Raw genomic sequence first — 16,169 nt, 5'->3', positions numbered from 1 at the left:
GCGTGGCCTGTGGGCCACGCCCCCTCCCCGTTCAGGCGGCCTCCGCCTCGAGTTCGAACCACACGGCCTTCCCCACCCCGTGCGCCCGCACCCCCCAGGCGTCCGCGAGGGACTGCACCAGTACCAGGCCCCTGCCGTTCGTACCGTCGTCGGCCACCGGCACGCGCAGCCGCGGCCTGCGGGCGACGAAGTCCCGTACCTCCACCCGTAGTCCATGCGATCCCACGGTGGCGGTGAGCACCGCTTCCCGGTCGGTGTGGATGAGCGCATTGGTGACGAGTTCGCTGGTGAGCAGCTCCGCGATCTCCGACCGTCCGGGCCTGCCCCAGTGCCGCAACAACTCGCGCAGCGCCCTGCGCGCCTCGGGCACCGCCTTCAGGTCCGCCCGTCCGAGTCTCTGCCGTAGCTGCGACGGCTGCTCCGGTGCCGGGACGCCGTCCGACCTTTCCTCCACCGTCTGAGCCGAGGAGGCCCCGATCGCCATGGGACCGCCCCCTCGTGCCTGCCTCTTCATGACCCCCGCCCGCGTGCCGATGTCGGTCCCCTCCTTGTCGAACACGTTCACGGGATCCATGCCCCATGCCACACGCGCCAGTCATGTCGTCTCCTCAACGACCAGGTGTTCGGCCAAGGTTGGGGCCCTCCCGGCCGGGTGGAGGAGCCTTTGGGAGGAAGCCGCCGGGACCGTCCGCGCCACGAGGGGACCGCCGCGCGCGGCGACCGCGCACGCGGGGAAGGGCGTCCGGAACTTGCCATGAGCCATTTCGCGCGTCCCGTGCACCGCGGCGAGCGGGTCTCGCCGGCCGCGCCCGTGTGCCGGGGAAGGGAACGCCGCCGTGCCGCCCGCGAGTCCTTCGCGGGCGGCACGACCTGCCGAAAGCCCTGGTCGAACCGTCTGCCCCGGGGTCCTGGGCGGCGGGCCGGAGGCCCAGGTCGAGGGCCTGCCGCACGACGTCGCGGGCGCCGGTACGGCCGTGCCGTCCGGCTCCGCGCCTGCACGTCCGGGCAGCGTCCTGACCGCCGGGGATCGCCCCAACTACCGATTCCCGTCTGCCGAGCCCGCCGTACACGACGAAACCCCGTGGCAGCCGGTCCTGGGCCGTGCGCGCACCTCTTCGCCCCCGCGGCCGAACGCCTGCGGCTCGTGAAAGTGGCCTGAATCCGCTTGTCTCCGACCTGGTGACCGAGCCGGGACCGGACGCACACGCCGGAACGGCCGCGGTCCGAAGGTCGGTTCTCCTTCGGGCCGCGGCCATTCCGCATCCTCATTGTGCGATCGCCACCGGAGTGACTACTTCGCTCCGAGCGCCTTCGCGCCGATGCGGTAGATCTGGTGGGTGTCGCGGGTGACGTCGACGTACACCTTGGTGGTGCTGTTGCGGCTCCAGGTGAGGGTGACGACGGCCTCCGTGTGGTTCTTCGTGGTGCCGTTGTCGGTGACCTTCCAGGCGAGCGGGACGTTCTGGGCGCGCAGGACGCCGTCGGCGTGCTCCCTGTCCTCCCAGGCGGCCAGCTGCTTCTGGAACGCGGGCGTGAGGTAGTGGGCGCGCAGGGCCTGGCCGAGGTTGCCGCTGTCCTCGTCGGTCACCGCGTCGATGTAGGTGCCGTAGAAGTCGGCGACGCGGGTGATGTCGTCCGACGGCTTGCCGCTGACGCTGCGCGGGGCGCCGGCGGAGGCCTGGGCGGTGGCGCCGAGACCGAGGGCGACGGCGAGGACGCCGGCGGACAGGGCGGTGCGGGTCTTGCTGTTCATGTGATTTCCCCGTTTGCTCGAAGTGTGCGGTGCGTGTCGGGTGGTCGGTGGGCCGCCCTCTTGACCCCCGTGGCAGGAGGGCGGCCCGGGTCGTGCGGTCAGTGGAGCTTGTCGACGGCCTTGGTGGCCGTCTTCTTGAAGGCCTTCACCGGGGCGTCCTTGAAGCCGCCCATCCGTCCCCAGTCGACGACCGTCACGGTCTTGCCGTCCCGGCCGACCGCGAGGAGGCGGATGTCGGTCGCGCCCCAGGAGGCCTCCGTGTGCAGGCCGTAGACGTGGGCGCCCTCCTCCACGGGCAGGGTGCCGTAGTCCTTGAACGTGACCTTCAGGTCCGGGTCGGCCTTCTCGGTCCGTGCCGCGCAGGACGCGATGTCCTTGTTCAGCCGCGCGAACCGTGCCTTGGCCGCGCCGGTGGTCGACGACTCGACGCTGACCTGGACGGCGTGCGCGTCGAGGTCGGTGTGGAACTCCCGGTACCAGGAGCCCCGGTCGTCGTTCAGCACCAGGCCCAGGCAGCGGTCCACCTCCACCGCCTCCGACAGGCCGGCGGTGACCTTGCCGGCCGTCCAGGACGACGAGGCGTACGGCGGAAGGTCGGCGGCCGCCAGGAAGCCGGGCGCCTTGGTGGCGGCGCCCGCCGGCTGGGCGAGTGCGGTGCCTGCGGCGAGGCCCGCGGCGGCGAGTGCGACGAGCACACCTGCTCGGGTGCGCTTGGGCATGGGTGTCCCCCGTGAGTGAGTGCATGGGTGTGGGCTGTCGCCGCGACGCCGGAAGGTCGGTCCGGCCCCGGTCGGTGCGACACCAAGAGCATCGGCTGTCGGCGGAGTCCGGCGCAACGTCCGCCGCCCCTTCGGCGACGGTGGAACCATCCCAGCCCATCTGACGTGCAGGTATATGGAGTGCCTGGGATACGGGGACGCGACGCGACGACGGGGGAACGGTGTCGGCTGGGGACGAGGTCGAGGAGTTCGCGGCGCTGCTGCGCCGGCTGAAGGACCGCACGGACCGGAGCTACGGCTCCCTGGCCCGGCGCCTGCACATGAACACCTCCACGCTGCACCGCTACTGCGCCGGGGAGGCGGTACCGCAGGAGTACGCGCCGGTGGAGCGCCTCGCGGCGTTCTGCGCGGCGACACCGGAGGAACGCCTGGAACTGCACCGCCTGTGGCTGCGAGCCGCGGCAGCCCGCCAACGCCCCCGGCCGACCGGGGGCGGCACACCGGAGGAAACGGCTGCGGTGACCGGGCCGGGGGCGGCGGGGGTGACGGCTGCGGCCACCGGGCCGGCGGCGGGGGTGACGGCTGCGGCCACCTGGCCGGGGGCGGCGGAGACGACCGCGGCGAAGGGGACGGCTGCGGCCACCGGGCCGGGGGCGGCAGAGACGACCGCGGCGAAGGGGACGGCTGCGGCCACCGGGCCGGGGGCGGCAGAGACGACCGCGGCGAAGGGGACGGCTGCGGCCACCGGGCCGGGGGCGGCAGAGGAGACTGCTGCGGCAACCAGGCCAGGGCCGGCAGACGAGACTGCTGCGACCGCCGGGCCCGGTGCCCCGGAGGGCTCGCCTGCGGCGGATGGGCCGGGCGCCCCCGAGGACACGCCTACGGTGATCGGGCCGGGTGTCCCGGAGACCCCTCCTGCGACGACGGGGCCGGGCGCCCCGGGGAACGCGCCTGCGGCGAACGAACCGACGCCGACGGACGAGCCGCCCGCCACCGGAGACGCCGTTGCGGTGGACGGGGCGGGTGCGACGGAGTACCGGGTTACGGCGGACAGGCCGGGTGCGACGGAGTGCGCGGTTGCGGCGCAGGGGCCGGATGCGGCGCAGGAACCGGACGCGGCGTTGGGGCTGGATGCGGCGCAGGAACCGGACGCGGCGTTAGGGCTGGATGCGGCGCAGGAACCGGGTTCGGGTGCGGGGGCGGCTGCCGGGCCCGCACCCGAACCCGCGCCCGCGTCCGCCCCCGTGGCGGGCCCGCGTTCCGGGTATCGGCGTCGGCGGGTGATGGTGTCCGTCGGTGTGGTGGGTGCGTTGCTCGCCTCTCTGGGGAGTCTGTCGGCCCTCTCGGACGACCGTTCGCCGCAGGCGCGGGCGCCGCACGGCAGCACGGCGCCCCGGACGACGGCTCCGGGCGCGCCGTGGCGCCCGGCGAAGCCGTCGGCGGGCTCCTCCCCCACCACCGCCCCGAACTCGTCCTCACCCGAGGCCGGGAAGAACCCCACCGCCTCGGCCGCCCCCGGCGGCGGTTCCGGTGGGACCGGCGGGACCGGCGGGCGGCCCACCGGACTTCCCCTCGCCTGGACCGTGGACTCCCAGGTGTGGCAGGGAGGCTGCGGCCACGACTACGTCATCGACAAGCCGCCCGCCCAGGTGCCCCCGCCCCCGGTCCAGCAGGACGCCGGGACCTGGGCGGCGACGCAGGGCGCGGTGCACGGGCGGCAGACCCTGGTGCAGGTCTCCGTGCAGGGGCGCTCGTCGACGGCCGTCGTCCTGGAGGCCCTGCGGGTACGGATCGTCGGCCGGGGGGAGCCCCTGACCGGCAACTCCTACGCCATGGAGCAGGGCTGCGGCGGCGAACTCACGCCCCGCAGCTTCACCGTGAACCTCGACGCCGACCGGCCGGTCGCCAGGCCGAAGGACGGCGCCGACAGCGAACACACCATCCCCGCCGTGCACTTCCCCTACCGCGTCTCCGCCCAGGACCCCGAGGTGCTGCTCGTGGACGCGACGACGCGGGCCCACGACGCCCGCTGGTACCTGGAACTCGACTGGTCCTCGCAGGGCCGCAAGGGCACGATCCGCATCGACGACCACGGCCGCCCGTTCCACACGAGCGGCATCACGGACATGCCGCGCTACTGGTACGGCACGAACGACTCCGGCGACCGCGCCTGGGTCCCCTACGACAGCTAGGGCCGCGGGACGTTGCGGAGGTTGGAGCGGGCCATCTGGAGCATCCGGCCCACACCGCCGTCCAGGACGATCTTCGACGCCGACAGGGCGAAGCCCGTCACCATCTCGGCGCTGATCTTCGGTGGGATGGACAGGGCGTTGGGGTCGGTGACGATATCGACGAGAGCGGGGCCCTTGTGCTTGAAGGCGGACTTCAGGGCCCCGGCGAGGTCCTTGGGCTTCTCCACCCGCACTCCGTGGGCACCGCACGCGCGGGCCACGGCCGCGAAGTCGGGGTTCTTGTTGGTGGTGCCGTAGGAGGGCAGCCCGGCGACCAGCATCTCCAACTCGACCATGCCGAGCGAGGAGTTGTTGAAGAGGACGACCTTGACCGGCAGGTCGTACTGCACGAGCGTCAGGAAGTCGCCCATCAGCATGGAGAATCCGCCGTCGCCCGACATCGACACCACCTGCCGGCCGCGGTCGGTGAACTGCGCGCCGATCGCCATCGGCAGGGCGTTCGCCATGGAGCCGTGCGAGAACGAACCGATGACCCGGCGGCGGCCGTTGGGCGAGATGTAGCGGGCGGCCCAGACGTTGCACATGCCGGTGTCGACGGTGAACACCGCGTCGTCGTCGGCGAGTTCGTCGAGGACGGAGGCCACGTACTCCGGGTGGATGGGGACGTGCTTGTCGACCTTGCGGGTGTAGGCCTTGACCACGCCCTCCAGGGCGCCGGCGTGCTTCTTCAGCATGCGGTCCAGGAAGCGGCGGTCGGTCTTCTCCTTGACCCGTGGGATCAGACAGCGCAGGGTCTCGCGCACGTCGCCCCAGACGGCCAGGTCGAGTTTCGACCGGCGGCCCAGGTGTTCCGGCCGGACGTCGATCTGGGCGATCGCCACGTCGTCGGGCAGGAAGGCGTTGTAGGGGAAGTCGGTGCCGAGCAAAATCAGCAGGTCGCACTCGTGGGTGGCCTCGTAGGCGGCGCCGTAGCCGAGCAGTCCGCTCATGCCGACGTCGTACGGGTTGTCGTACTGGATCCACTCCTTGCCGCGCAGGGCGTGGCCGACGGGTGACTTGATCTTCCCGGCGAACTCCATGACCTCGGCGTGGGCGCCGGCCGTGCCGCTGCCGCAGAACAGGGTGACCTTCTGGGCGCGGTCGATCATGTCGGCCAGCTTTTCGATCTCGGCGTCGCCCGGCCGGACGGTGGGCCGGGAGGTGACCAGCGCGCTCTCGGCGGCCCGTTCGGGGGCGGGCTGGTCGGCGATGTCGCCGGGCAGGGAGACGACGGCGACGCCCGACCGCCCGACCGCGTTCTGGATGGCGGTCTGCAGCAGGCGCGGCATCTGCTTGGGGCTGGAGATGAGCTCGCTGTAGTGGCTGCACTCGCGGAACAGCTGGTCGGGGTGGGTCTCCTGGAAGTAGCCGAGGCCGATCTCACTGGAGGGGATGTGCGAGGCGAGGGCCAGCACGGGGGCCATGGACCGGTGGGCGTCGTACAGGCCGTTGATGAGGTGCAGGTTGCCGGGGCCGCAGGAGCCGGCGCACGCGGTGAGCTTGCCGGTGATCTGGGCTTCGGCGCCGGCAGCGAAGGCGGCGGTCTCCTCGTGGCGGACGTGCACCCAGTCGATGGCGGCGTTGCGGCGCACGGCGTCCACGACCGGGTTGAGGCTGTCGCCGACGACGCCGTACAGGCGCTTGACTCCGGCTCGGACGAGGATGTCGACGAACTGTCCGGCGACGTTCTGCTTGGCCATGGTGCTCTCATGCCCCTTCGGTCTCCGACAGGTCCCTACGGGTTACATGAATTCACAACGCGCCGCGTCACGCCTCCCACACGGCGGCGGCCGTACGGTCGTCCGCGTATCCCTTGACGCGGACCTGGGTGTCGGCGAGGAACGCGGCGAGCCCCGGCGGGGTGGGGGCGGACCACCGGCCCTTCAGATGGCGGCACAGGTCCGGTTCGCCGCGCAGCGGTTCCGCGAAGCCGCTGGTGCACATCAGGAGCGTGTCACCCGGGTGGGCGATGGAGGCGCGGAAGCGGAAGGGTTCCCGGGGTGGTTCCGGGGCGGGTTCGTAGGGGCTCGGGGGTGTAGGGATGCCCAGGTCCATCGTCAGGCGGTCGCCCTCGGGGGTCTCGGCCGGCAGTGAGCCGAAGCCGACGACCGGTTCGCCGGTGACGTCGGTGACGCGGGGCTCGATGTCCTGCCATTCACCGTCCCTGAGGCGGAACAGTCCGCCGTCACCGACGCCAAAGAAGACGCGCGTACGGCACTCCGGGTCGGCGGGCAGCAGCAGGCAGCGCAGGGTGGCCGCGTACTCCTCGGGGTCGACGCCCTGTTCGGCGGCACTGGCGCGGAGTTTGCCGAGGCTGCGGTCCGTGAGGCGGTGCAGGCCGGACTTCAGGTCGCCGCGCCTGCCCGCCCGGATGTCCTCGGCGAGCCGTGCGTGGCTGCGGCCCACGGCCCTGCCGATCCAGTGGCAGGCCTCGGCGGCGGCGCGGTGGGCGCCGGGCGTGGCCCGGGCGCCGGTGGCCATCGCGACGAGGACCAGGGCGTGCTCGGCGGTGCCGAAGCGGGCGGTGAGGAGGGAGTCGCGGCGGGGTTCGCCGCGGTAGCGGGCGGAGTCGCCGCGGGCGGAGGCGGCGCGCAGGGTGCAGGAGCCGTACCGGGCGCCGTCGAGGACGGTGTCGGCGACCAGGTCGTCCAGGTCGTCGGGGTCGGCGGGCGGGAGGGCGGTGGGTTCGGCGTCGTAGGTCGGGGGGCCGGAGCCCACGTAGTCGACGGGGAGCGGGGGGAAGGCGGGGAGGTCCAGGTGGGTGGCCGCGTGGGGCGGGTGCGGGGAGTCGTCCTGGGCCGGTGGCGGGGGCGGGATGTCCTGGGCCCGGGTCCCCGGGGCCGGGTCCGCCGGCGGCCGGGGCGGTGGTGCGGGGGCTCCGGGCGGAGCGGGGAGCGCCGTACCGATTGCCGTGGAGGTCCTGCTGGACGGCGGCTGTTCGGGAGGCGGTGTCTCGGTGCTCCCGGAGCGCTGTTGCGGAACCCCGGGTCCCGTCGCGGGATCGGTGTCCTCGCCCCGCTCCCCCGCCCCGGTGTGCACCGCTCCCGCCGCGGAGGCGAACCGGTCGTCCAGAGTGTCGGCCGCGGGGGTGGGCCCCGTGTCCTCGGTGGAGTCGTCGTACAGCTGTCCCCACCAGTCGTCGTCGTGCCCGGTGGGCCTTCCCCCCTGCTGACTCATGCCCCTAATTGTCCACCGCGGGGGCCGGATGAAAACGGGGCATGGGGAAAATCCCGCACGGCACGCCGTGTCGAACGGCGTGTCGAGTGAGTCGTCGAACAGGGGTACGGAGGACGTCGCCGGGCGGCTCCACCCCCCACGGGAGAGCCGCCCGGCGACCACCGGGGTGCCCCGGGCCCGGATCCCCTGCGTGCCGACGGTGCGCCGACGGAGTGGAGATGAGCTGTGAGCAGGCCCGGGACTGCGCCGCAGACGGGCGGGGCCGACAGGGCCGTGCCGTCGCCTTGGCGGAGTGCGAACGGCGCTGGGTGCCTCGGGAGCGATCCTGACCTGCACATTCGGCTCCCGTCGGGCACCCTGGGCTCATGGGAGTGTGGGACCTCGTGCTGGTCGGCCTGGTCCTCCTGCTCGGCCTGTGCGGGGTGCTGGTGCCCGGGGTGCCGGGGTCGTGGCTGGTGTGGGCCGCGATCCTGTGGTGGGCGCTGAAGGACCCGCGACCGGTCGCCTGGTGGGTCCTGGTCGGCGCGACGGTCGCGCTGTTCCTCTCCCAGGTCGTGCGCTGGGCGCTGCCGCCCCGACGGCTGCGGGCGAGCGGGGCGACCCCGCGGATGTGGGTGTACGCGGGGGCCGGCGCGTTCCTCGGTTTCCTGCTGTTTCCCGTGCTGGGCGCGATCCCCGGCTTCATGGGCGGCATCTACCTGTGTGAACGCCTGCGTCTGGGCGGGCACGGCGAGGCGATGGCGGCCCTGCGCACCGCGATGCGCTCGGGCGGCTCCAGCGTGCTGGCGGAGCTTTTCACCTGTCTGCTGATCGCCGGGACGTGGCTGGGCGTGGTGATCCGGGGGTGACCGTCAGGGGGAACCGGCGGGCTCCAGGCAGCCCTCCAGGGTGAGCAGGCGCACCTTTCGTTCCAGGCCGCCCGCGTACCCCGTCAGCGCGCCGTTCGCGCCGATCACCCGGTGGCAGGGCCGCACGATGAGCAGCGGGTTGGCGCCGATCGCGCCGCCGACGGCCCGTACGGCCGCCCGGGGTGCCCCGATCCGCGCGGCGATCTCTCCGTAGGTCGTGGTGGCGCCGTAGGGGACGGAGTCCAGGGCGGCCCACACCCGCTCCCGGAACTCGCTGCCCGCGGTGCTGAACGGCAGCCGGAAGTCCTTCAGATCACCGGCGAAGTAGGCGTCCAGCTGTTCCTCGGCCTCCCGGAAGAGGGCCGGCTCGTACCGCCAACTCGCCTCCACCTCACGCCCGTTGCGCTGCCCAGGCACGGAGACCGAGGTCAGGGCGCCGGTGGCGTCGGCGGTGATCAGCAGGGCGCCGACGGGGCTGTCGACACGGGTCCACAGGGTGGTCATCGCGGTTCAGTCCAACTCTCCTGCTGCGCGCAGGTGTCGTAGGGCGTACGAGCGCCAGGGGCGCCAGGCGTCGGGGACGTCCAGGCCGGGCGGGGCGACGTCGGGGTCGCCCAGGGCGCGGGTGCGGATCTCGGCGACGGTGCCGGAGTCCATGCCGGGCAGGGCGAGCAGTGCGGTCCGCGCCTCGTCGCGGTCGACGCCCGGGTCGAGACGCAGGGCGCCGTCGGCGAGGGCGGCGGTGAGTGCGCCGAGGGTGCCCTCGGGTTCGGCCTCGGCGAGGACCGCCGGCTCCGGGAAGAGGTGGGTGAGGCTGCCGGAGGGCGAGTCCAGTGCCTTGCCGTAGCGCCGTACCAGCCGTTCGCTCGCCCGCGACCCCACCAGGGCCCGTACCGCCGCCTCGTCCGCGTCGGCGGCGCCCGGCGAGCGCAGGCCCCGGCGGGCGGTGACGAGGGGTGCGAGCCGTGGGTCCGCGCCGAGCCGCTCGTCGACCGCGTACGGGTCGGCGTCGAGGTCGAACAGCCTGCGCAGCCGGCCGACGGCGGTGGTGAGGTCGCGCGGGTCGGTCAGCTGCAGCCGGGCCTCCAGCCAGCCGCCGGGATGCGCCGCGGACGCCGCCGCGGACGCGCCCGCCCGTTCGTCGACGGCGACGGCTCCGGTGCCGTGCGGGAGGCGGAGGGTACGGCGGTAGGTGCGGCGGCCGCGCTCCCCGACCACCTCCTCCACGCCGGGCACGGCCTCCTCGGCGAGCAGGTCGAAGACGGCACCGGTCTGGTACGGCCCCCGGTACGCGAGCCGCAACGGGATCCCCGCGGCGGGGCGCCGGCCCCGCTGCCGGGGCGCGGCGGCCCGCAGCTCGCTCGGTGTAGAGGCGTACACCTCGCGGACGGTGTCGTTGAACTGGCGGACGCTGGCGAACCCGGAGGCGAACGCGATCTCCGTGATCGGCAGTTCGGTCGTCTGCACCAGCACCCGCGCGGTGTGCGCGCGCTGGGCCCGGGCCAGGGCGACCGGCCCGGCCCCGAGCTCGGCGGTCAGCTGCCGCTGCACCTGCCGGGCGCTGTAGCCGAGCCGCCCGGCGAGCCCTGCGACGCCCTCGCGGTCGACGACGCCGTCCGCGATCAGCCGCATGGCGCGCCCCACCACGTCGGCGCGAGCGTTCCACTCGGCCGACCCCGGCACGGCGTCCGGACGACAGCGACGGCACGCCCGGAAGCCCGCGCCCTGCGCCGCGGCGGCCGTCGCGAAGAAACGGACGTTGCGGCGCCTCGGGGTCACGGCCGGGCAGCTGGGACGGCAGTAGATGCCGGTCGTCTCGACGGCGAAGAAGAACTCCCCGTCGAAACGAGCGTCCCGACTGCGCACGGCCTCATACCTGGTGTCCTCGTCCATCACTCCTCCAGTCTGCGCCGCGCGCCGCCCGGGGGCTGGCGGAAATCGGACACGACACCGGGCCGGGCGAGGGCGCCCTTTGGAGGCGCACCCCTGACCGGCCATCGGCCCCCTGACGGGGCAGCGCCTCCGCCCGCCAGAGCGCGCGTCGGGGCAGCCCCCGGACCGCCCACCAACCGCCGCAGCGGCGCGCCCCGATGGGGCATCCGCCCGTCGGAGGGGGCTCTCAGGCGCACGCCTCCGACAGCCGCCGGCCCGAGCGCGCGTCGGGCAGCCCCGAACCGCCCACCGACTACCCGAGGGCGCTCCCCGGCCGGCCATCCGCCCGGCCATCCGCCCGTCGGAGGACCTCGACGCGCGGTGACGCCGGGCTCCCGTCGGCTTGCCCAGAGCGCGTCCAAGGAGCGGCGCCCTGGGCCTCCGGCGGCTCTCAGGTGCGGCGGCCCCTCTTCAGTTCCATTGCCGCCCTGCCCTCCGCGTGCTTGCGCTTCCAGTCGCGGCGCAGTTCCGCGCGGGCCCGGGCGTCGGTCTTGGCCACGATCCGCTGGTTCTCGCGGACCAGCTTCCGGTAGCTGTCCAGTCGTCGTACCTGGAGTTCCCCGGCGTCCACGGCGGCCAGCACCGCGCAGCCGGGTTCGGCGCTGTGTGCGCAGTCGTGGAAGCGGCAGCGTCGGGCCAGTTCCTCGATCTCGGAGAAGACCTGCCCGACGCCGCTCTCGGCGTCCCACAGGCCCACGCCGCGCAGTCCGGGAGTGTCGATCAGGACGCCCCCGCCGGGCAGGGCGAGGAGGTTGCGGGTGGTGGTCGTGTGGCGTCCCTTGCCGTCGACGTCCCGGATGGCCTTCACGTCCATCACGTCGGCGCCGACGAGCGCGTTGGCGAGGGTCGACTTGCCCGCGCCGGACTGCCCGAGCAGCACGGAGGTGCCGTCGCCGACGGCGGCGCGCAGGACGTCGAGTCCGCCGCCGTCCACGGCGCTGACGGGCAGCACGGTCACGCCGGGCGCCGACAGTTCCACGTCCTGGACCAGGTGGGCCCGCGTCACCGCGTCCGGCACGAGGTCGGCCTTGGTGAGGACGACGAGCGGCTGGGCGCCGGACTCCCAGGCCAGGGCGACGAACCGCTCGATGCGCCCGAGGTCGAGCTCGGCCGCCAGCGACACCGCGACGATGGCGTGGTCGACGTTGGCGGCGAGGATCTGCCCCTCGGACCGCTTGGAGGAGGTGGAGCGCACGAAGGCGGTGCGGCGCGGCAGATACGCGCGCACATAGCGGGGGTTGCCGCCGGGTTCGACGGCGACCCAGTCGCCGGTGCACACGACCCGCAACGGGTCGTGCGGGGTGACGAACGCGGTGTCGGCCCGCAGCACCCCGTCGGCGGTGACCACGTCGCACTGACCGCGGTCGACCCGGAGCACGCGCCCGGGCAGCAGGCCTTCGGTGTCGTACGGGGCGAACACGTCCGCCCATGCCTCGTCCCAGCCGTAGGGAGCGAGCGCGGAGAAGACAGAACTGGAAGTCAAGGGTGACCCTTCACAGGGGCGGCCCCGGCGACGGGTTAGCTGTGGTCAGCCGGCGGCCACGGAGGTGGACTTGATGATCTGGATGCGGGCAGCGCTCGTCGCAAAGACAGCCATCGGTCGACACCTCCTCTTTCCTCCGGTCAGGGCTCCTTGTGGAACCTGTTCAGGGCTCGTTGTGGAACCGGCGCAACAGTAGCCCGCCGCGCCGGTGTCCCGTCAACCGGTTTTCTCGCAGGGCCGCCCGTTGAGCGTGAAGTCGTGGGGCGGCGAGTTCTTGGTCTTCCAGGAGGCGAGGAAACCGAAGGAGAGCGTGCCGTGCGCGGGGACGGCCTTGTTGTAGTCGGCGGCGGTGGCAGTGACCCGGGAGCCGGTCTGGGCGACGCTCGCGTCCCACATCTGGCCGACCTGCTGGCCGTCCTCGAAGGACCAGCCGACGCTCCAGTTGGTCAGGGCCTTCGTCGTGGTGACGGAGACGGTGGCCTGGAAGCCGTCGGGCCACTCGTTGACCAGGTCGTAGCCGACCGTGCAGGTGGCCGCCTCCTTCACCGTGGCACCGCCGCCACCCGCGGCGGACGACGAGGTGCCCTGGGGTTCGGGGTCGGGCTTCTTGTCGTCGCCTGTCCTCGTCCCGGAGACGGTCGTGGTCGGGGACGGGGACCGGGAGGACCCGCTCGGGGAGGAGGTGACGGGCGGCGGGGAGGGCCGGGGGGCGGCCACGGGGCTGCTGTCGGACGGGGTGTCGCCCGCCGTGATGTCGCCGTTCGCGCCGCCGAACGGCATCAGGGACACGGCCAGCGCGAGCAGCGAGACCAGGACGGCGGCGACGAGGAGGCCGTTGCGCACGGTGCGCGCCCGGTCCGCGCCGGACCTGGGCTCGCCGTGCTCGCTCTCGGCCGGGTCGGGGCGCCCGGCGCCGAGCCGCACCTCGGCGGCCCGCCTGCGGCGTTCGAGGTAGGCGAGGCCGCCCCAGCCGATCACGCCGCCGGCGAGGGCCGTGGGAAGTCCGCCGCCGTGCGAGCGCAGACAGGCGGCGGCCTCGGCGCACTCCACGCAGGTGGCGAGGTGGCGCGAGAGGTCGGCGGGGATGTCGGCGCCGGGCGAGCGGGTGACCGCGTCGAGGAGGCGGGCGTAGCTGCGGCAGTTCGCGTCCAGCGGCATGTCGAGGTGGGCGCGGTGGCAGCGGTCGCGGAACAGGCGGCGCACCTCGGTGAGTTCCTCGCCGACGAGCGCCGGGTCGAGGCCGAGCCTGCGGGCCACCACGGAGTACGGCAGCGCCTCCACCTCGGCGAGCCACAGCAGTGTCGCGTCCGCGTCCTGCAGGTCGCGCAGGGCGCGCAGGGCGAGCGGGCGTTGCAGCGGCGGGCCGGTGTAGCGCGTGGCCTTCTCGGAGTTGAGCCACAGGCGCAGGTCGGGGTCGAGGTCGTCGCCCTGTCCGGCCTCCTCCCAGTCGGCCGCCGTGCTGCGCACGGCGGTCAACAGCAGCGGGATCATGGGGAGTCGGGGTGAGCGGCGGCCGGTGCTTCGGGCGACGGGTCCGGTCTCGGTGGCGCGGACCTCGCGTATACCGAGCGCGAACGCCTCGGAGGCGAGTTGCGTGGCCGCGGTGGCGCCGGCGGTGCACAGGTCGGCGTAGGAAAGCACCGCGTCCCAGCACTCGGAGAACAGCGCGGCCTCGGCGGCGTCCTTCGGGGTCGGCAGGTCGGGCATGGGTCTCCTGCATTGAAAGCGAGGTCAACTCACCATGACGGCAAAGGAGTTGGGGGGAACCTCGCGGCAGGGCAGGAGCCTTTCACGTTTTTCTCACAACTGACAAGCGCTGTGTTCAGTTGTCCTGACAGACCCCTGTGGAACCGCCGCCGGGCCACAACTCCGGCCTCATGTACGCAAGGAGACCACGCTTCGACTCACCGTGCACAGAGGTCGCTCACACCTCCGCCGTCTCCTGCGCACTCTCGCCCTCCGTCTCCCGCGCCGGAAGGCTGTCCATGAAGGAGCTGACGGAGAAGACGGCGCGGCCGGGGCCGGGCGGGCCGTAACCGGGGGGCGAGGACAGACCGAAGTCCTCCATGGTCTGGCGATAGGCCTGGAGCAGCCGGATGTGGTACTCCAGCGGGGCGCCCTGCGGGTTGGCCTTGCCGAGCGGCGTCGTGGGCTCGGGGCACCAGGTGGTGAAGCGGGGCGTGATGCCGTTCGACATGAAGAAGCGCAGACCCTCGGTGGTCGAGGCGATGGCCTCGTCGACCGTCTTGAAGCCGAAGGGCTCGGCCATCTCCACGCCCGCGACGAAGTTGGGGATGACGTTGCGCGCGCCGAAGACGTCCGCCGAGTCCAGGATGCGCTTGTGCCACTCGTCCCGGCCGACGTACCGCTCCTTGCCCGGGCAGTACATCTTGAACAGGTACTCGTCCCACACCTCGTAGTTGGGGTGGTAGATCTGCACGCCGTAGTCCTTGAACCGCTGCACGTCGTCCTTGGGCAGCGCCTGCGCGACGACCTTGCCGATCCAGCGGCCCGGGAAGCGCTCCTCGATGGCCTTGGCGTAGTGGCCGTAGAAGTCGGCCTCGTCCCGCCCGGAGACCGTCTTGGTGATCGCGCCGCCGGTGAGCGTGTAGGCGGTGGAGGCCTTGGCTGTGTCGTACCGGTCGATGATCTCGAGGGCCTCCAGCACCTCCTCGACGTCCTTCACACCCGTGTACGGGCGCCCGGCCGCCTTGTGCTGGCGCCAGTTGTGGTTGATGTCGCAGTACTGGCACTCCTCCTTGGCGCCGAAGTACTGGCAGACGCGGAAGACGGTGAGGTAGATCAGGTAGCCCCACTGGATGGTCGGGGCGACCTCCATGACCGACTTCCCGTTGGACAGGGTGTGCCGGTAGTACTCGGGCATGGGCGGCACGCCGACGTCGGCGATGCGCCGGCCGTCGAGGTAGAGGCCGAGCACTCCTTCGTCGTTCGCGGCGACGCGGTACGGCGAGGACGGGTTCACGCGCACGGAGACGACGGTGCGGCGCAGGTCGTAGGGGCCGCCGGTGAGGATGATCTCCTCCGGGGGCCGGCGCAGGGCGGCCTCGCCGAGCTCGGGCAGGGTCCCGTGGTCGAAGGAGAAGATGAAGTACGACTTCGGCTTGACCTCGCCGCCCTCGTTGTCGCTCAGCGCGGAGGGGTCGAAGGCCACACCACCACGCAGCAGGTCCTCTTTGAAGACGGCTTCCCGCGGTACCTGCGGAAACCGCTCCATCAGATCCTCGACCAGTGCGGTACGGCTGCCCATCCCGACTCTCCTCCCGGCTCAGGCGTTCGACTCCCCACCGTATGCCTCCGCCCGGCGCTCAGCCGTGCCGGGTCCCCTCACGTCGCGCGATGTGTCCTGGTATCGGCAGACCGGGCGGCAGAAGCGGGTCGGGCTCGGGGGCACCCCAGGACCGGGTCAGCGGCAGGGTGCCGGCCCACAGGCCCAGCTCGGCGTCGGGGCCGTCGCCGTCGTCGGGGGCCCCGGTACGGATCTTCACGGAGGCCTGTTCGAGGGAGAGGGCGAGGAGGGTGGTGGCGGCGAGCTCCCTGCGGTTGGGGCCGCGGGCGTACGACCACTGGCCGGGCGCCGCGTGTTCGGTGAGCAGGCGCAGCCCGGCCAGCTTCTCCTCGGGGTCGGTGACCTTGCGGGCCTCGCCGTGGATCATGGCGCTGCGGTAGTTGACGCCGTGCTCGAAGACGGAGCGGGCGAGGACCAGCCCGTCCACGTGCGTGACGGTGACGCACACCGGGGTGCCGCCCGCGAGGCTGCGGCTGGCTACCGAACCGTGCAGGTAGAGCTGCCGCTCGTCGCGCCCGTAGACCGTCGGCACGACCAGTGGCCGGCCGTCGACCACCACGCCCAGGTGACACACGAACCCCGCGTCGAGGATGGCGTCGAGGTCGGCACGGTCGAGGCTGCCCTGTTCGCGCAGGCGGCGGTGCCGGGTGAGGTCGGTCTCCGGGAGCGGTGCGTGCGTCATACGGCAGGACGCTACCGATATCGCACCCAAAGTGCCA

At 73.1% G+C, this 16,169-nt stretch carries 13 protein-coding genes; 2 read left to right on the top strand and 11 right to left on the bottom strand.

Features of this window, described 5'->3' with window-relative positions; all coding sequences use genetic code 11:
* Positions 1–31: 31 nt before the first annotated feature.
* From FBY22_RS07980 to FBY22_RS07970, 3 genes are all read right to left on the bottom strand, one after another.
* The gene (locus FBY22_RS07980; RefSeq protein WP_260844968.1) at positions 32–514 is read right to left on the bottom strand and encodes an ATP-binding protein; all 483 of its coding nucleotides are present in this window, start codon (positions 512–514) and stop codon (positions 32–34) included.
* Between the two features lie 777 nt (positions 515–1,291).
* Positions 1,292–1,753: a hypothetical protein gene (locus FBY22_RS07975; RefSeq protein ID WP_142143605.1), complete on the bottom strand. Its 462-nt coding sequence runs from the start codon at positions 1,751–1,753 to the stop codon at positions 1,292–1,294.
* 98 nt (positions 1,754–1,851) lie between these two features.
* Entirely contained in the window at positions 1,852–2,472 is a 621-nt protein-coding gene (locus tag FBY22_RS07970) for a hypothetical protein (protein ID WP_142143603.1), read from the bottom strand.
* Between the two features lie 221 nt (positions 2,473–2,693).
* On the opposite strand from FBY22_RS07970, the gene FBY22_RS44725 reads away from it, so the two are divergent.
* The gene (locus tag FBY22_RS44725; RefSeq protein ID WP_260844741.1) at positions 2,694–4,664 is read left to right on the top strand and encodes a helix-turn-helix transcriptional regulator; all 1,971 of its coding nucleotides are present in this window, start codon (positions 2,694–2,696) and stop codon (positions 4,662–4,664) included.
* Here the strand turns inward: FBY22_RS44725 and FBY22_RS07955 are convergent.
* Together FBY22_RS07955 and FBY22_RS07950 are read right to left on the bottom strand one after the other, a co-directional pair.
* A complete protein-coding gene (locus FBY22_RS07955) occupies positions 4,661–6,403 on the bottom strand; it encodes a pyruvate dehydrogenase (RefSeq protein ID WP_142143601.1) in 1,743 nt (580 codons plus the stop codon). The genes FBY22_RS44725 and FBY22_RS07955 overlap by 4 nt on opposite strands.
* A gap of 67 nt (positions 6,404–6,470) precedes the next feature.
* A complete protein-coding gene (locus FBY22_RS07950) occupies positions 6,471–7,880 on the bottom strand; it encodes a protein phosphatase 2C domain-containing protein (protein WP_142143599.1) in 1,410 nt (469 codons plus the stop codon).
* 365 nt (positions 7,881–8,245) lie between these two features.
* Here FBY22_RS07950 and FBY22_RS07945 point away from each other — a divergent pair, with 365 nt between their 5' ends.
* On the top strand, positions 8,246–8,728 hold the full coding sequence (locus tag FBY22_RS07945) for a DUF456 domain-containing protein (RefSeq protein ID WP_142143597.1): 483 nt from the start codon (positions 8,246–8,248) through the stop codon (positions 8,726–8,728).
* A gap of 3 nt (positions 8,729–8,731) precedes the next feature.
* On the opposite strand, the gene FBY22_RS07940 is transcribed toward FBY22_RS07945, so the two are convergent.
* The 6 genes from FBY22_RS07940 to FBY22_RS07915 form a co-directional block, all read right to left on the bottom strand.
* Positions 8,732–9,232: a methylated-DNA--[protein]-cysteine S-methyltransferase gene (locus tag FBY22_RS07940; protein WP_142143595.1), complete on the bottom strand. Its 501-nt coding sequence runs from the start codon at positions 9,230–9,232 to the stop codon at positions 8,732–8,734.
* 6 nt (positions 9,233–9,238) lie between these two features.
* Positions 9,239–10,621 (bottom strand): bifunctional transcriptional activator/DNA repair enzyme AdaA, encoded by a 1,383-nt coding sequence (locus FBY22_RS07935; RefSeq protein WP_142143593.1) that lies wholly within the window; start codon positions 10,619–10,621, stop codon positions 9,239–9,241.
* A gap of 430 nt (positions 10,622–11,051) precedes the next feature.
* Positions 11,052–12,143: a ribosome small subunit-dependent GTPase A gene (rsgA, locus tag FBY22_RS07930; protein ID WP_142143591.1), complete on the bottom strand. Its 1,092-nt coding sequence runs from the start codon at positions 12,141–12,143 to the stop codon at positions 11,052–11,054.
* A 216-nt stretch (positions 12,144–12,359) separates the two neighbouring features.
* Positions 12,360–13,850: a cellulose-binding domain-containing protein gene (locus FBY22_RS07925; RefSeq protein WP_142143590.1), complete on the bottom strand. Its 1,491-nt coding sequence runs from the start codon at positions 13,848–13,850 to the stop codon at positions 12,360–12,362.
* A 217-nt stretch (positions 13,851–14,067) separates the two neighbouring features.
* Positions 14,068–15,411: a radical SAM protein gene (locus FBY22_RS07920; RefSeq protein ID WP_142143588.1), complete on the bottom strand. Its 1,344-nt coding sequence runs from the start codon at positions 15,409–15,411 to the stop codon at positions 14,068–14,070.
* Positions 15,412–15,469: 58 nt separating this feature from the next.
* Complete coding sequence (locus FBY22_RS07915; RefSeq protein ID WP_142143586.1) at positions 15,470–16,132, bottom strand: pyridoxamine 5'-phosphate oxidase family protein; 663 nt, start codon at positions 16,130–16,132, stop codon at positions 15,470–15,472.
* Positions 16,133–16,169 lie beyond the last annotated feature (37 nt).

Origin of the sequence: Streptomyces sp. SLBN-31 (assembly GCF_006715395.1) — a bacterium.
Taxonomy (GTDB): domain Bacteria; phylum Actinomycetota; class Actinomycetes; order Streptomycetales; family Streptomycetaceae; genus Streptomyces.
The sequence above is the reverse complement of the archived record's forward strand: the minus strand, read 5'-3'. Positions and strand labels throughout refer to the sequence as shown.

Coding starts and splice junctions, on each gene's coding strand:
- FBY22_RS07980 (WP_260844968.1), bottom strand. CDS start 514: ATGAAGAGGCAGGCACGAGGGGGCGGTCCCATGGCGATCGGGGCCTCC.
- FBY22_RS07975 (WP_142143605.1), bottom strand. CDS start 1,753: ATGAACAGCAAGACCCGCACCGCCCTGTCCGCCGGCGTCCTCGCCGTC.
- FBY22_RS07970 (WP_142143603.1), bottom strand. CDS start 2,472: ATGCCCAAGCGCACCCGAGCAGGTGTGCTCGTCGCACTCGCCGCCGCG.
- FBY22_RS07955 (WP_142143601.1), bottom strand. CDS start 6,403: ATGGCCAAGCAGAACGTCGCCGGACAGTTCGTCGACATCCTCGTCCGA.
- FBY22_RS07950 (WP_142143599.1), bottom strand. CDS start 7,880: ATGAGTCAGCAGGGGGGAAGGCCCACCGGGCACGACGACGACTGGTGG.
- FBY22_RS07945 (WP_142143597.1), top strand. CDS start 8,246: ATGGGAGTGTGGGACCTCGTGCTGGTCGGCCTGGTCCTCCTGCTCGGC.
- FBY22_RS07940 (WP_142143595.1), bottom strand. CDS start 9,232: ATGACCACCCTGTGGACCCGTGTCGACAGCCCCGTCGGCGCCCTGCTG.
- FBY22_RS07935 (WP_142143593.1), bottom strand. CDS start 10,621: ATGGACGAGGACACCAGGTATGAGGCCGTGCGCAGTCGGGACGCTCGT.
- FBY22_RS07925 (WP_142143590.1), bottom strand. CDS start 13,850: ATGCCCGACCTGCCGACCCCGAAGGACGCCGCCGAGGCCGCGCTGTTC.
- FBY22_RS07920 (WP_142143588.1), bottom strand. CDS start 15,411: ATGGGCAGCCGTACCGCACTGGTCGAGGATCTGATGGAGCGGTTTCCG.
- FBY22_RS07915 (WP_142143586.1), bottom strand. CDS start 16,132: ATGACGCACGCACCGCTCCCGGAGACCGACCTCACCCGGCACCGCCGC.